Annotated in this window: 16 protein-coding genes; 10 read left to right on the top strand and 6 right to left on the bottom strand. The window is 73.7% G+C overall.

All coding sequences use genetic code 11. The features are described from left to right. Nucleotides 1–14 precede the first annotated feature (14 nt). The 6 genes from BJ968_RS03490 to map all read right to left on the bottom strand — a co-directional run bounded on the left by BJ968_RS03490 (nt 15) and on the right by map (nt 4,604). Nucleotides 15–857, bottom strand: a complete 843-nt coding sequence (locus BJ968_RS03490) for a PHP domain-containing protein (protein ID WP_179749253.1) — start codon at nt 855–857, stop codon at nt 15–17. 21 nt (nt 858–878) lie between these two features. Further along, nucleotides 879–1,433, bottom strand: coding sequence for a DUF6083 domain-containing protein (locus tag BJ968_RS26295; protein WP_179749251.1), 555 nt, complete (start codon nt 1,431–1,433; stop codon nt 879–881). 24 nt (nt 1,434–1,457) lie between these two features. Then, nucleotides 1,458–2,450, bottom strand: a complete 993-nt coding sequence (locus tag BJ968_RS03480; protein WP_179756146.1) for a TIGR03560 family F420-dependent LLM class oxidoreductase — start codon at nt 2,448–2,450, stop codon at nt 1,458–1,460. Between the two features lie 75 nt (nt 2,451–2,525). Beyond that, nucleotides 2,526–3,257, bottom strand: coding sequence for a polyphosphate--glucose phosphotransferase (gene ppgK / locus BJ968_RS03475; protein WP_179756144.1), 732 nt, complete (start codon nt 3,255–3,257; stop codon nt 2,526–2,528). Nucleotides 3,258–3,401: 144 nt separating this feature from the next. Next, entirely contained in the window at nt 3,402–3,599 is a 198-nt protein-coding gene (locus tag BJ968_RS03470; RefSeq protein ID WP_179749249.1) for a PspC domain-containing protein, read from the bottom strand. Nucleotides 3,600–3,725: 126 nt separating this feature from the next. Continuing rightward, the gene (gene map / locus BJ968_RS03465) at nt 3,726–4,604 is read right to left on the bottom strand and encodes a type I methionyl aminopeptidase (RefSeq protein ID WP_179749247.1); all 879 of its coding nucleotides are present in this window, start codon (nt 4,602–4,604) and stop codon (nt 3,726–3,728) included. A gap of 107 nt (nt 4,605–4,711) precedes the next feature. On the opposite strand from map, the gene BJ968_RS03460 reads away from it, so the two are divergent. The 10 genes from BJ968_RS03460 to BJ968_RS03415 all read left to right on the top strand — a co-directional run bounded on the left by BJ968_RS03460 (nt 4,712) and on the right by BJ968_RS03415 (nt 13,359). Then, entirely contained in the window at nt 4,712–4,894 is a 183-nt protein-coding gene (locus BJ968_RS03460; protein WP_179749245.1) for an SPOR domain-containing protein, read from the top strand. A gap of 238 nt (nt 4,895–5,132) precedes the next feature. Next, the gene (locus tag BJ968_RS03455) at nt 5,133–6,395 is read left to right on the top strand and encodes a toxic anion resistance protein (protein ID WP_179749243.1); all 1,263 of its coding nucleotides are present in this window, start codon (nt 5,133–5,135) and stop codon (nt 6,393–6,395) included. Beyond that, nucleotides 6,392–7,321, top strand: a complete 930-nt coding sequence (locus BJ968_RS03450; protein WP_179749241.1) for a hypothetical protein — start codon at nt 6,392–6,394, stop codon at nt 7,319–7,321. The genes BJ968_RS03455 and BJ968_RS03450 overlap by 4 nt, the downstream gene beginning before the upstream one ends. A 9-nt stretch (nt 7,322–7,330) precedes the next feature. Beyond that, nucleotides 7,331–8,176, top strand: coding sequence for a hypothetical protein (locus tag BJ968_RS03445; protein ID WP_179749239.1), 846 nt, complete (start codon nt 7,331–7,333; stop codon nt 8,174–8,176). Nucleotides 8,177–8,625: 449 nt separating this feature from the next. Beyond that, nucleotides 8,626–9,048, top strand: coding sequence for a hypothetical protein (locus BJ968_RS03440; protein WP_179749237.1), 423 nt, complete (start codon nt 8,626–8,628; stop codon nt 9,046–9,048). Nucleotides 9,049–9,085: 37 nt separating this feature from the next. Continuing rightward, nucleotides 9,086–9,883, top strand: a complete 798-nt coding sequence (locus tag BJ968_RS03435; RefSeq protein ID WP_179749235.1) for an AIM24 family protein — start codon at nt 9,086–9,088, stop codon at nt 9,881–9,883. Between the two features lie 74 nt (nt 9,884–9,957). After that, nucleotides 9,958–10,533 (top strand): TerD family protein, encoded by a 576-nt coding sequence (locus BJ968_RS03430; RefSeq protein WP_179749233.1) that lies wholly within the window; start codon nt 9,958–9,960, stop codon nt 10,531–10,533. Between the two features lie 132 nt (nt 10,534–10,665). Beyond that, on the top strand, nt 10,666–11,793 hold the full coding sequence (locus BJ968_RS03425) for a DUF475 domain-containing protein (RefSeq protein ID WP_179749231.1): 1,128 nt from the start codon (nt 10,666–10,668) through the stop codon (nt 11,791–11,793). Nucleotides 11,794–12,049: 256 nt separating this feature from the next. Then, complete coding sequence (locus BJ968_RS03420) at nt 12,050–12,706, top strand: hypothetical protein (protein ID WP_179749229.1); 657 nt, start codon at nt 12,050–12,052, stop codon at nt 12,704–12,706. Nucleotides 12,707–12,780: 74 nt separating this feature from the next. Beyond that, nucleotides 12,781–13,359, top strand: a complete 579-nt coding sequence (locus tag BJ968_RS03415; RefSeq protein ID WP_179749227.1) for a TerD family protein — start codon at nt 12,781–12,783, stop codon at nt 13,357–13,359. The last annotated feature ends 4 nt before the right edge of the window (nt 13,360–13,363 follow it).

Here is a 13,363-nt window from a genome sequence, read left to right as displayed (position 1 = left end):
CCCCCGGCCCCCGCTCAGCCGCGCCCCCACAGGGCGGTGGGGTCGTCGGCCGGCCTGAACCCGGCGGCCTCCACGAGCGGCGCGACGGCGCGGAAACTGCGGGCGAGCTCGCCGGGGCTGTGGGCGTCACTGCCGAAGGCCACGGCCCCGCCGCCGGCCTCCCGCCACCAGCGCACGACGCGCAGGTCCAGCGGCAGGGAGGTGTTGACCTCCAGCGCGCGGCCGGAGGCGGCCAGGGCGGACAGCGTCTCCCGCAGCGGCTCCTCGAAGACCTCCCACGAGACCTCCCGGCCCGCGGGCCAGTGCCGCAACGGGTAGTCGACGTGGCCGAGGACCTCGAAGGGCGTGCCGGAGGCCACCAGGTCCCGCACCTCGGCGAGGTAGCCGAGCACCACGTCGGACGCGGCCCGCTGCGCGTACGCCGCGTCCACCTCCAGGTACCCGCCGGCGTCGTCGAGGTCGGGCAGGGCGTGGATCGACCCCACGACGCGGTCGAACCCCGTGCGCAGCAGCTCGGCCACCTCCCGCGGGTGCCGGTGCCCGGCGTCGAGCTCGACGCCGGTGCGGATCCTCAGCCCGGGGAACAGGTCCCGGCAGCGCTGCACCTCGGCCACGTACGCCTCGACCTCCAGCGCGGCCCCGAGGAACCGGCCGTGCCCGTCGACGGTGCCGCGGACGCCCGGGGGCCAGGCCCACCCGCCCGGGGGCGCCGACCACGCCTCGAAGTCGACGTGCTCGGTGAAGGAGACGGCGGGCAGCCCGAGGTCCACGGCCCGCCGGCAGGTGCCCTCGAGGTCGCCCTCGACGGCGTCCCAGGAGAACCGGGAGTGGACGTGGTCGTCGGACGGCAGGTTCACGGGTCCCCCCTGGTGCCTGGCTCAGAACTCCGGCTGCGGCGGCCGCCGGTGGGCGTCCCACATCCGCGCGAGCCGGGCGTTGGCCGGCGCCGGGTTCGCCGGGCACACGACGTCGTGCCGGACGCGGGCGCCCACCGAGTCCTCGTCGTCGGGGTCGGCCTCCGGCGCCGGGACGGCCCGCCCGTCGACGACCCGCCAGCGTTCGTCGTCGGGCACCGTCGCGGCCAGGACGGACTCCTTCGCCAGGGCCACGGTGCCGCCGTCGGGACCGGGGTAGCGGTGCACGACGTGGCCGCAGCGCTCGCAGTCCTCCTCGACGTAGGGCCGTTGCGCCGCACGGCGGTGCAGGCTCCGCACGAGGTCCAGGACGGCGGAGGACTGCTGCCCCAGCGTCGGGGGCAGACCCTGGGCGTCCGGCGGGACCGGCACCGGGGCCGGGCGCGCCGCGGCGCCGGTGGCGAAGCGTTCCCGGCAGCGGGCGCAGACGGCGACCTCGACGCCGAGGCGTTCCTGCACCTGCACGCCCGCGTCCTCGCCGTCCGCGCCGCAGAACGCGCACCTGCCCGGATCGCTCACGGCACCAGCATGCCGTGCCCGGGTTCAGGCCAGCAGGGCGGGCACGACCTCCCGCTCGAACAGCTCCAGGCCCGAGGTGTCCGTCGAGACCTCGGGGAAGTAGAAGTTCGCGTGCCCCAGCCCGGCGGCGAGCAGGGGCTTGAGGTTCTCGACGATCTGCTCGGGCGTCCCGGTGGCCAGGCTCGCGCTGAGCCCGGCGACCTCGCGCTCGGTGGCCTCGGCGCTGACGTGCCGCTCCAGGACGGCCCGCCGGGCGGCGACCCGGTCGGCGACCTCCTTCTCGTCCCGGCCGATCGCGACGTTGTAGTCGGCGGTGCGGGTGATGGAGGCGAAGTCGCGCCCGACGTCCTGGCAGTGCTTCTCCAGCACCGCGGACTTGTGGGTGAACGTCTCCAGGGTCCCGTCGAAGTTCGTGAAGTCGGCGTACTTCGCGGCCGTCAGCAGGGTCTTGCGCTCCCCGCCGCCGGCGATCCACAACGGGATCCCGCCCTCCTGGACCGGCAGCGGCCGGTTGATCGCCCCCGCGGTCTGGTAGTGCCTGCCCTCGAACGTGGAGATCCCGTCCTGCCACAGCTGGCGGAAGATCTGCACGCCCTCGTCGAGGCGGGCCAGGCGTTCCCCGGCCCCGGGGAACCCGTACCCGTAGGCCCGCCACTCGTGCTCGTACCAGCCCGCGCCGATGCCCATGTTGAGGCGCCCGCCGGAGACCACGTCGATCGTCGTGGCGACCTTGGCCAGGTAGGCGGGGTTCCGGTAGCTCAGGCAGGTGCACATCTGCCCCAGCCGGATCCGCGTCGTGGAGGCGGCGAAGGCGGCCATGAGGCTCCAGGCCTCGTGGGTGGCCTGGTCGGTGGGTTCGGGGACGGTGTGGAAGTGGTCGTAGACCCAGATCGAGTCCCACACGTCCCCGGCGTCGGCGCGTTGCGCCAGACCGCTCATGACCTTCCAGTGGTCGACCGGGTCGACCTCGACCAGGTCGTGCTTCCAGCCCTGGGGGATGAACAGCCCGAACTTCAACCGCGGCGTCGCGTCCGTCATGGTCGAGGACCCTAGTGCGCCGGGGCCACCACCGGAAGGCCGGGGGCGGTCCGGTCAGCGGGCGGCGTTGGCGGCCAGGGCCGCGGCACCGATGATGCCGGCGTCGTTGCGCAGCTGCGCCGGGACGATCGGGGTGCGCAGGTCCAGCAGCGGCAGGAACTTCTCGTGCTTCTTGCTGACCCCGCCGCCGACGACGATGAGGTCGGGCCACAGCAGGTCCTCGACGTGGGAGTAGTAGCGCTGCAGCCGCTTCGCCCACTGCGACCAGGACAGGTCGTGCCGTTCGCGGGCGGAGTCGGCGGCCTTCTTCTCCGCGTCGTGGCCGTCGATCTCCAGGTGCCCCAGCTCGGTGTTGGGGACCAGGTGCCCGTCGACGAACAACGCGCTGCCGATCCCGGTGCCCAGCGTCGTCACCAGGACGACGCCGTGCACGCCCTTGCCGGCGCCGAACCGGACCTCGGCGTACCCGGCGGCGTCGGCGTCGTTGACGACGTGGACCGCGCGGCCGAGGGTCTCGGAGAACAGCGTCCCGGCGTCGGTGCCGATCCACGACGGGTCGACGTTCGCCGCGCTGCGCGCGATGCCGTGCTGGATGACGGCGGGGAAGGTGATCCCGACGGGGGTGTCGGCCGGGACGTCGAACCCGGCCAGCACCTCGGCGACGACGGGGGCCACCGCGGCCGGGGTCGCGGGCTGGGGGGTCTCCAGCCGGACCCGGTCGGCGGCGAAGCGCCCGCCGGCCAGGTCGACCGGTGCGCCCTTGATGCCCGACCCGCCGATGTCCACCCCGAGCCCCGTCGTGCGGGGAGCGGCCCGCCGGGCGCGCGGGGCGCGCTGGGGGCTCGGGGTGCTCGTCGGCTGCTCGGTCGTCCCGGTCGTCTCGGTCACGCCCGCGAGCCTAGGGCGAGGTCCCGGGCGGGGCCACGCGGCTCACCGGCCGCCGGTGTCCTTGGGCAGGACGACCCACAGCGCGAGGTAGGCCAGGACCTGCGGGCCGGGCAGCACGCAGGACACGATGAACAGCAGGCGCACGACGTTGGCCGGCAGGCCGAAGCGGCGGCCCAGACCGGCGCACACGCCGGCGATCAGCTTGCCGCGGGTCGGGCGGGACAGGACGGGGGTGCTCACGAGGGGCTCCTTCGGTGGTCGGGTCGGTCCCTGCGCACCGTCCAACGTCCGGGGCCCCGCTTTCGTCGCACGACCGGGGGAGGGTCCCGCCGTCCTACCGCGGGACGACGGCGGGCCGCCGGAGGGCTACGGGAGGGTGAGGACCTCCGACCCCGTCTCGGTCACGACGAGGGTGTGCTCGAACTGCGCGGTGCGCTTGCGGTCCTTCGTGACGACCGTCCAGCCGTCCTCCCACATGTCCCACTCGTGGGTGCCCAGCGTCAGCATCGGCTCGATGGTGAAGACCATCCCCGGCTCCATGACCAGGTCGTGCGCCGGTGCGGCGTCGTAGTGCGGGATGACCAGGCCGGTGTGGAAGGCCGGCCCCACCCCGTGCCCGGTGAAGTCGCGGACCACGCCGTACCCGAAGCGCGCGGCGTACTTCTCGATGACGCGGCCGATGACGTTGACCGCCCGGCCCGGGGCCACGGCCTTGATGCCCCGCTCGGTCGCCTCGCGGGTCCGCTCGACGAGCAGCCGCGACTCCTCGTCGACGTCGCCGCACAGGTAGGTGGCGTTCGTGTCGCCGTGGAACCCGTCGAGGTAGGCCGTGATGTCGATGTTCACGATGTCGCCGTCGGCCAGCACCGTGGAGTCCGGGATGCCGTGGCAGATGACCTCGTTCAGGCTGCTGCACAACGACTTCGGGAAGGAGCGGTACCCCAGCGTCGAGGGGTAGGCGCCGTGGTCGCACAGGAACTCGTGCCCGACGCGGTCCAGTTCGTCCGTCGTCGTGCCCGGCACGACGTGCTCGGCGACCACGGCCATGGCCTGCGCGGCCAGCCGGCTCGCGCGCCGGATCCTCTCCACGCCCTCGGGGTCGATGACGTTCGGCCCCCGGTAGGGCGCGGGGGCCGGCCGGTCGACGTACTCGGGGCGGGCGATCCGGGCCGGGACCGCGCGACGCGGGGAGACGGTGCCGGGCACCAGGGTGCCCAGGGGTGCGGTGGCGGTTCCCGTGCTCATGCCAGGAGTCTAGGTCGGGCGCACCGGCCCCTCCGCGACGGCGCGGGGAGGCGGCGGGGGAGGCGGCGGGGGAGGCGCCGGGGGCGGCTTCGCGCGAGGATGCGCCCATGGCGACGCAGTGGTTCTACGACACGAGCACCGGTCAGGTGCAGGAGCTGGAGCGCAAGGGGCAGGGCAAGGACCTGCTGGGCCCCTACGCCACGCGCGAGGAGGCCGAGCACGCCCTGGAGAAGGCCCGTGCCCGCACCGAGGAGAACGACCGCCGCGACCGCGAGGAGGACGACTGGTGACCCCGGGAGGACCCCGGGACCCCGGCCCGCGGGGTGGGTGACGTCCCGGGCACCCCCCGACGACCGGCGTACGGGTGCTCACGATTCCTCCACCGTGGGGAGGATGCCGCGGGGCGTCGGCGTCGGTGAGGATCGGACGACCGCAGGCGCCCTGCTCCGCGCGGCACCGACCTAGGATCGGTGGCACGCCCGGGGTGGCGCGGGTGGAACGCAGTTCGAGGACGAGGGGAACCGCCTGATGTCGGAGTCGCTGGACCTGAGCAAGCCGCTGGACCCGCCGGCCGCGGCCCCCGCACCGGCGCCCGCGGACCTGCAGCTGACCCCGCCGGCGCCCGTGCCCGTCGTGGCCGACGACACCGCCGAGGGCATGATCCCGCTGGACGAGGCCACCCGGGCCGAGCTGAACCGCAAGGCGCAGGCCTTCGTGGCCGACCTGGCCGCCCAGGACCCGCGCAGCCCCGCCTTCCAGAAGAAGGTCGACGACATCACGCGCATGGGCGAGCAGGAGGTTCGCTCCTCGGCCCAGGTCTCCAACCGCATGCTCGAGCGCCCGCAGTCCAGCCTGGCCGGGGCCAAGGGGCAGAAGGCGTCCGGGCCGGGGGCCGACGCGCAGGTCAAGGTCGCGAACACGCTGCTGGACCTGCGCCGGACCGTCACCGACCTCGACCCCGGCCGGGCCGACCTCAAGGGCGTCAAGAAGATCCTCGGGATCATCCCCCTGGGCAGCAAGGTCCAGCGCTACTTCGAGCGCTACCAGGACGCCCAGTCCCAGCTCGACGCCATCATCAAGGCGCTGGCCAGCGGCCAGGACGAGCTGCGCAAGGACAACGCCTCCATCGAGTCCGAGAAGCAGCACCTGTGGACCACGATGGGCAAGCTCACCGAGTACGCCACGCTGGCCAAGGCCCTCGACGCGGCGACCGTGGGCAAGATCGAGGAGCTGCGGGTCTCCAACCCGCAGGCCGCCGACGCCCTGACCTCCGACGCGCTGTTCCCCATCCGCCAGCGCCACCAGGACCTGCTGACCCAGCTGGCCGTCAGCGTGCAGGGCTACCTGGCGCTGGACCTGGTGCGCAAGAACAACATCGAGCTCATCAAGGGCGTCGACCGCGCGCAGACGACGACGGTGGCCGCGCTGCGCACGGCCGTCATCGTGGCCCAGGCGCTGGCCAACCAGAAGCTCGTCCTGGACCAGATCAACGCGCTGAACACCACGACGAACCAGATGATCCTGTCGACCTCGGAGATGCTGAAGCAGCAGACGGGGCAGATCCACCAGCAGGCCTCCACCGCCATGGTCGACGTGGGCACGCTGCAGAAGGCCTTCGACAACGTCTTCGCGACGATGGACGCCATCGACACCTTCAAGCAGCAGGCCGTCGTCAGCATGGCCAGCACCGTCGACGCCCTCGAGGGGCAGGTGCACCGCTCGCGGTCCTACCTCGAGCGCGCGCGCAACGGTGAGCAGGGCGCGGGCCCGGCGCTGGAAGGCCCCCGGTGAGTTCGGTGGCCCCCTCCCGCGGCGACGCCCGCCCCTCGCGCGCCCTGCGCCGCGCCGCGGCCGCCGAGGGCGCGGTGGTGCGCCGCGGCGGTGCGCGGGGGGCGGCGCAGGCCCCGCCCGAGCTCGTCGCCCGCCGGCTGCGCAGCCGGGCCTGGCGCGCGGCGAACTCGTGGTGGCTGGTGGTCCCCGCGGTCGGGTTGCCGTGGTTGTCGTTCCTGTACATGGGGTTGCGGGCCCGGCGGGTGCGGTGGGTGCTGGCGGCGGTCGCCTACCTCGTCGCCTTCGTCGCGGCCGGCTCGGCGGTCGGGGCCGGTGCCCTGTTCCCCGGGGGCGACCTGTCGATCGTGCTCGGTGTCCTCCTGGGCACCGGGACGTGGGGTCTGGGGTTGGTGCACTCGATCATGGCGAACTCGACGTGGCTGCGGATCAAGGCGGCGTTCACGGGGGAACCGGCCCTGGAGGCCGCCCCCGCCCCCGCCCCGGTGCAGGCGCCGCCGGCCGACCCGGTCGTCGCGCTGCAGGAGCGGTTGCGCGAGGTCGTGCGCACCGCCAACCGCGCCGGCGGGCGGCTGCCGGACGGCGCCGTCCCGGCCGTGCGCGAGATCGAGGACGTGCTGCGGCCCCTGCTGGCGCACGTCGCCCGGCGGGGCGCCGACGTCGAGGAGCTGCACAACCTCGAGGCCATCGTCACCGAGTACCTGCCCGGTGCCCTGGAGCACTACCTGGACCTGCCCGAGGAGTACGCGCTGACCAACCGCGGCCCCGGCGGCACCACCCCCGCCGAGGAGCTGCTGAACCAGCTGCGGCTGCTCGCCGACGGCTCCCGGGACCTGCAGCGCGCCGTGCACGACCAGGACGCGCGCAAGCTGGCCGTCCAGGGGCGGTTCCTCGACGCGAAGTTCCGCCGTTCGGACCTGGACCTGTAGGGGGGACCCGTGGGAGTCGAACTCGGCAAGGGGGAGGGCGCCGGCCCCCGCCAGCGGGACGAACCGCCGCCGCAGGTCCGCACCGGGGGAGCGCTCGCCCGGACCACGCCCCCGCCCGCGCCGTACGAGAAGCGCGAGCCGTCCGTGCCGCAGCCCGCACCGGCCCGCGGGCTGAGCGAGCACGGCATGAAGGTGTTCACCGGGACGTGGACGGCCGGCTGGATCGTCATGTTCGCCACGGGCCGGCTCTGGTTCGTCGGGCTGGTCATGCTGCTGGTGCAGGGCGCCGTGTTCGGCTACGTCAAGCACCACGGCCTGCCGTGGGCCGGGGTGAACCGCCAGGAGATCCGCGCCCGCCGGCTGGAACGGCACCGCGCGCGGGCGCTGCGCCGCGCGCCGGCGCCGGTCCCGGTGGCTCCCGCGCCACCGGACCCGGTCAGCGTCGCCGAGCGGGCGCTGGCGCGTGCGGTCGTGCGCGCCGAGACCTCCGGCGGCCGCATCGACGCCGAGTGCGTCGAGCTGGTCCGCGAGGTCGACCGCCTGCTGCGCCCGCTGCTGGCCCAGCTGCGCACCCGCGAGTCCGACCCGCAGGTCCGGCACGACCTGGAGACCCTGGCCACCGAGCACCTGCCGCGCACGGTCGACGACTACCTCGTCCTGCCCGCCGACTACGCCCACGAGCACCGCACCCCCTCCGGGACCACCCCCGCCGACGAGCTGCGCAGCCAGCTGCTGCTGCTGGTCGAGGGCTGCCGGCAGCTGCGCGAGTCGGTGCTGGCCCGCGACGTCGACCGCCAGCAGCAGCAGAGCCGCTTCCTGGAGTCGAAGTTCCGCCGCAGCGACCTGGACCTGTGAGCCTGCCGTGGGGATCGAGCTGAGCAGGCCCGGCGGTCCCGGTGAGGAGCCGCGCCGCCAGGACGTGCCCGGGGCCGTCCCCCAGGCCGTTCCCGGGGCCGTCCCCGAGCGGCACGTCGAGGTCCTGCGGCCCGAGCAGCTCGAACCGCCGCTGGGCGCGGACCTGCCGGTCCTGGGCTGGGTCTCCGACGCCCGGTTCCAGCTGTTCAACTTCGTCGGCCTGGGCGGCTGGGTCGTCCTGTACGCCACCCTCGGGCCGCTGGGGCTGTGGTGGGTCGGGTTCCTGGCCATGTGGGCCTGGATCGGCGCGAACGTGGCCTACGGGAACGAGGCGCGCCGCCGTCGCCGCCTGCGGCGCCACTACCGGCGCGCGGTGAGGCTGGGCCTGGCCGTCCCCGCCGTCCCCGCCGTCCCCGCCGGTGGAGCGCGCGCCCCGCCCGCCCGCGCCGGTGAGCGCCGCGCCGCCCGCCCCGCGCGTCACGGCGGCCGAGAAGGCCCTCGTGGCCACCGTGCGCCGCGTCGACACCAGCGACCGGTTCGAGCGCACCGACGTCGTCCTGGTCCACGAGATCGCCGACCTGCTCGGGCCGCTGCTGCTGCGCGTCGCCGAGCGTGGGGCGGACCCGCAGGTCCGGCACGACCTGGAGACCCTGGCCACCGAGCACCTGCCCCGCACGGTCGCCGACCACCTCGCGCTGCCCGCCGACGTCGCCCGCGGGGCCCCCGTGCAGGAGCTGCGCAACCAGCTGCACCTGCTCGTCGAGGGCTGCCAGCGGCTGCGCGAGGCCGTCCTGGCCGCCGACGTCGACCGCCAGCAGCAGCAGAGCCGCTTCCTGGAGACCAAGTTCCGCAAGAGCGACCTGGACCTGTGATCCCCGCGGGGAGCGACGGGTGCGGTAGGAAGGGATCATGACCCTCGACGTGCAGCTCGTCGGCTCCACGACCCAGATGGCCGTGGTGACCCTGCGCCCCGGCCAGACGGTCTACTGCGAGGCGGGCAAGTTCCTGTTCTCCTCCGGGGACGTCGTCATGGAGACGAAGCTGTCGGCGCCCAGCGACCCCGGCGGGGCGGGCGGCGGGCTGGGCGGCCTGCTGCGCGGCGCGGCCAACGCCGGGAAGCGGGTGCTGGCGGGGGAGTCGTTCGCCTTCCAGCACTTCCACACCCCCGGCGGGGACGGCCTGCTGGGCCTGGCGGGCGTCCTGCCCGGGGAGATGCGGGTGATCGAGCTCGACGGCCGCACGACGTGGTTCGCCGAGAAGGACGCCTTCGTGGCCGCCGAGGCCGGGGTCCACTTCGACATCGCCTTCTCCGGCTTCGGGCAGGGGCTCATGGGCGGGGAGGGCTTCATCCTGGAGAAGTTCACCGGCCGCGGGTCGCTCATGATCGCCGGGGCCGGCGACTTCATCGACATCAACCCCGCCGACTACGGCGGCACGATCCGCGTCGACACCGGCTGCATCGTGGCCTGGGACGACCAGATCACCTACGGCGTCGAGACGGTGGGACGGCTCAACCGGCAGGGGATCGTGAACGCCGTCCTCGGCGGGGAGGGGCTGACGCTGGCCACGCTGCGCGGCAACGGGCGCGTCATCCTGCAGTCGGTCACGATCGAGGCCTTCGCCAAGGCCCTCGTCAAGAACAGCGCCAAACCCGACCAGCAGGGGTTCGGCGCGCTCGGCGGTCTGTTCTCGGGTTCGCGGGACTGACCGGGCACTTCCACGGGCCGGTGATCGTTGGCCCGACGACACGCACGCACGACACCTAGAAGGAGCGGTTCACCATGGGCGTCAGCCTCAGCAAGGGCGGCAACGTCTCCCTGTCCAAGGAAGCCCCGGGGATGACCAAGGCCGTCATCGGCCTGGGCTGGGACGCGAACACCTTCACCGGCTCGGAGTTCGACCTGGACGCGCAGGCCATCATGGTCGGCGCCAACGGCAAGGTCCCCAGCGACGGGTACTTCGTCTTCTTCAACCAGCTGAAGTCCCCCGAGGGCTCCGTCGAGCACACCGGCGACAACCGCACCGGTGAGGGCGACGGCGACGACGAGAAGATCAACGTCGACCTGTCCGCCGTCCCGGCCGAGATCGACAAGATCGTCTTCACCGTCGCCATCTACGACGCCGACACCCGCAAGCAGTCCTTCGGCCAGGTCCGCAACGCCTTCATCCGCGTCGTGAACGCCGAGGGCGGCACCGAGGTCGCGCGCTACGACCTGTCCGAGGACGCCTCCACCGAGACCGCCATGGTCTTCGGCGAGCTGTACCGCAACGGCAGCGACTGGAAGTTCCGCGCCGTCGGCCAGGGCTACGCCGACGGTCTGCGCGGCATCGCGACCGACTTCGGCGTCAGCGTCTGACCCACCTGCTCACGACGACCGCGCGGCCCGCTCCCGGGCCGCGCGGTCCGTCAGGTGTGCGCGAGCTGCGCGTTCGGTGAGAAGGTGCGGTGTCCAGCCCGTGCGGGCTCCGTTCGACAAGGAAGCTGACTGGTGATCCTCAAGACCTACCGCTGGTCGTTCGTCGTGACCGCCGTGGGCCTCGTGCTCGCAGCCTGGTACGGCCTGTCGGCCCACCTGGGCATCGGCCAGGCGATCGCCCTCGTGCTCATCCTCTCGATCCTCGAGATCAGCCTGTCCTTCGACAACGCCGTGGTGAACGCCACCATCCTGGAACGGATGAGCGACTTCTGGCGGAAGATCTTCCTCTCCGTCGGCATCATCGTCGCCGTCTTCGGCATGCGGCTGATCTTCCCCATCGTCCTGGTCTGCGTGACCGCCGGTCTCAGCCCCGCCGAGGTCATCCGCCTCGCGCTGGCCGGCGGGGACCCCGAGACCCCCGGCACCTACGGCTACGAGCTGCACGAGGCGCACCCGACCATCGCCGCCTTCGGCGGGATGTTCCTGCTCATGCTCTTCCTGAACTTCATCTTCGGGGAGAAGGAGCACCACTGGATCGGGCCCCTGGAGCGGCTGCTGGAGAAGGTCGGCAAGCTCGAGTACGTCCAGGTCATCGTCGCCGGCGCCGTGCTGCTGATCGTCGCCGAGAGCTTCGCCACCGAGCACGGCCGCACCGTCCTGGCCTCCGGCCTGGCCGGCATCGTCACGTACCTGCTGGTCAACGGGCTCGGTGAGCTGTTCAACGTCGAGGAGCACCTCGAGCACGGCGAGCACCACGAGGAGGGCGCGCCCGCCCGGTCCAACGGCCCGACGCCCGTGGCCCGGGCCACGGGCAAGGCGGCGTTCTTCCTCTTCCTCTACCTGGAGGTCCTCGACGCCTCGTTCTCCTTCGACGGCGTCATCGGTGCCTTCGCCATCACCTCCGACCCGGTGATCATCGCGATCGGGCTGGGCGTGGGGGCGATGTACATCCGGTCCATGACCGTCCACCTCGTCGAGGAGGGCACCCTGGCCCAGTACCCGTACCTGGAGAACGGTGCGCTCTGGGCGATCGGCGCGCTGGCCGCCATCCTGCTCATCAGCATCGAGATCGAGATCCCCGAGGTCGTCACCGGCCTCATCGGCCTGGCCTTCATCGTGGCCTCGCTCATCAGCTCCATCCGGTACAACCGGGCCCACCCGGAGGAGGCGCACGCCGAGACGGCGGCCGCCCACAGCTGAGCCCGGCGCGGTCGGCGCGGACGGGGAGGGACGGGAACGGGCAGGAGGTCGGCGGGTGAGCGGGACGGGCGGGCGACCGGACGAGGCGGTGCACACCTTCCTCGGCCACCCGGGGCCGCGCCGCAGCAGCCGGACGTTCGCCGACCACCTGCACCCCCCTCGTCCCGCCCCTCCTCGTGCCGCCCCTCCTCGTGCCGCGGCCCCCGCGCCGCGGCCGAGCCCCGCACCCCGGCCCGCTCCGGCTCCGGTCCCGGCGGTGCGGGTCCCCGCCCCGCCCCCCGAGGCCGTCGTGGGGCGGGCGCGGGACAGCGAGCGCCGCGTCGTGCTCGACGAGGACCGCCCGAGCCTGACGATCCCCGCCGCCGAGCGCCGCGGCGGGACGTTGCGGTTCACCCTCACGTGGGAGCAGCTCGTGACCCGCTCGGGGCTGCACCGCTCCTCCGACGTCCACCTGGGGTGCCTGTGGGAGACCCGGGACCGGCACGCGGGGGCGGTGCAGTCGCTGGGGGACCTGCTCGCCGCCCCCGGTTTCGGCGCCCGGCAGGTGCTGCGCCTGGGCGCGCGCAGCGAGCAGGCCGGCGAGGAGGTCCTCGCCGACGCCGCCCACCTGCACCTCATGCGCCGCCTGGTCCTCTACGCCTACGCGGTGGGGCCCCAGCCCCCCGAGTTCGCGCAGCTCGCCCCGCAGCTGACCATCGGCCGGCGCGGTGGCGGCACCGTCCAGCTGTGGGCCGGGGACCCGCCCCCGGGGGCCCGCACGTGCGCGCTGGCCTCGATCCACGACGTGGGCGGCGACCTCGTCGTGCGCCGCGAGGCCGAGTTCTTCGAAGGTCCGGTGCGCGAGGTGGCCCTGGCCTACGGTTTCGACGACCTCGACTGGAACGCCGGGGGCACCGTCCCCCGCCCGTCCTGAACCACCCCGACCGACCCCGACCGACCCCGACCGGACCCCACCGAACCCGACAACCCCGACGAGAGGGGACGCACGTGGCCGTCAGCCTGACCAAGGGCCAGAAGCTGTCGCTGAGCAAGACCGGCGGCGGCGAGCTCACCCGCGTCTTCATGGGCCTGGGCTGGGACGCCGTGGCCAAGGGCCTGTTCCGCAAGCGGAGCGTCGACATCGACCTCGACGCCAGCTGCCTGCTCTTCGACGCGCGCGGGAAGCTCGTCGACGAGGTGTGGTTCCAGCAGCTGCGCAGCAAGGACGGCTCGGTCACGCACTCCGGCGACAACCTCACCGGGGAGGGCGAGGGCGACGACGAGGTGATCTTCGTCGACCTGCCCGCCGTCCCCGCGAACGTCGCCACCCTCGTCTTCACCGTCTCCAGCTTCACCGGCCAGGACTTCTCCCAGGTCCGCAACGCCGTCTGCCGGGTCGTGGACGCCGCGCAGCCGCAGCAGGTCGAGCTCGCCCGCTACGAGCTGTCCGACTCCGGGCCGCACACCGCGCAGATCATGGCCAAGCTCACCCGAGAGGGCTCCGGCTGGGCCGTCACCGCCATCGGCGCGCCCGCGAACGGCCGCCACCTCCGCGACCTGCGCGACGCCGTCGCGCAGCACCTGTAGACAC

It is taken from the genome of Kineococcus aurantiacus (assembly GCF_013409345.1).
GTDB classification, from domain to species: domain Bacteria; phylum Actinomycetota; class Actinomycetes; order Actinomycetales; family Kineococcaceae; genus Kineococcus; species Kineococcus aurantiacus.
The sequence above is the reverse complement of the archived record's forward strand: the minus strand, read 5'-3'. Positions and strand labels throughout refer to the sequence as shown.

Coding starts and splice junctions, on each gene's coding strand:
- map (WP_179749247.1), bottom strand. CDS start 4,604: ATGAGCACGGGAACCGCCACCGCACCCCTGGGCACCCTGGTGCCCGGC.
- BJ968_RS03460 (WP_179749245.1), top strand. CDS start 4,712: ATGGCGACGCAGTGGTTCTACGACACGAGCACCGGTCAGGTGCAGGAG.
- BJ968_RS03455 (WP_179749243.1), top strand. CDS start 5,133: ATGTCGGAGTCGCTGGACCTGAGCAAGCCGCTGGACCCGCCGGCCGCG.
- BJ968_RS03435 (WP_179749235.1), top strand. CDS start 9,086: ATGACCCTCGACGTGCAGCTCGTCGGCTCCACGACCCAGATGGCCGTG.
- BJ968_RS03430 (WP_179749233.1), top strand. CDS start 9,958: ATGGGCGTCAGCCTCAGCAAGGGCGGCAACGTCTCCCTGTCCAAGGAA.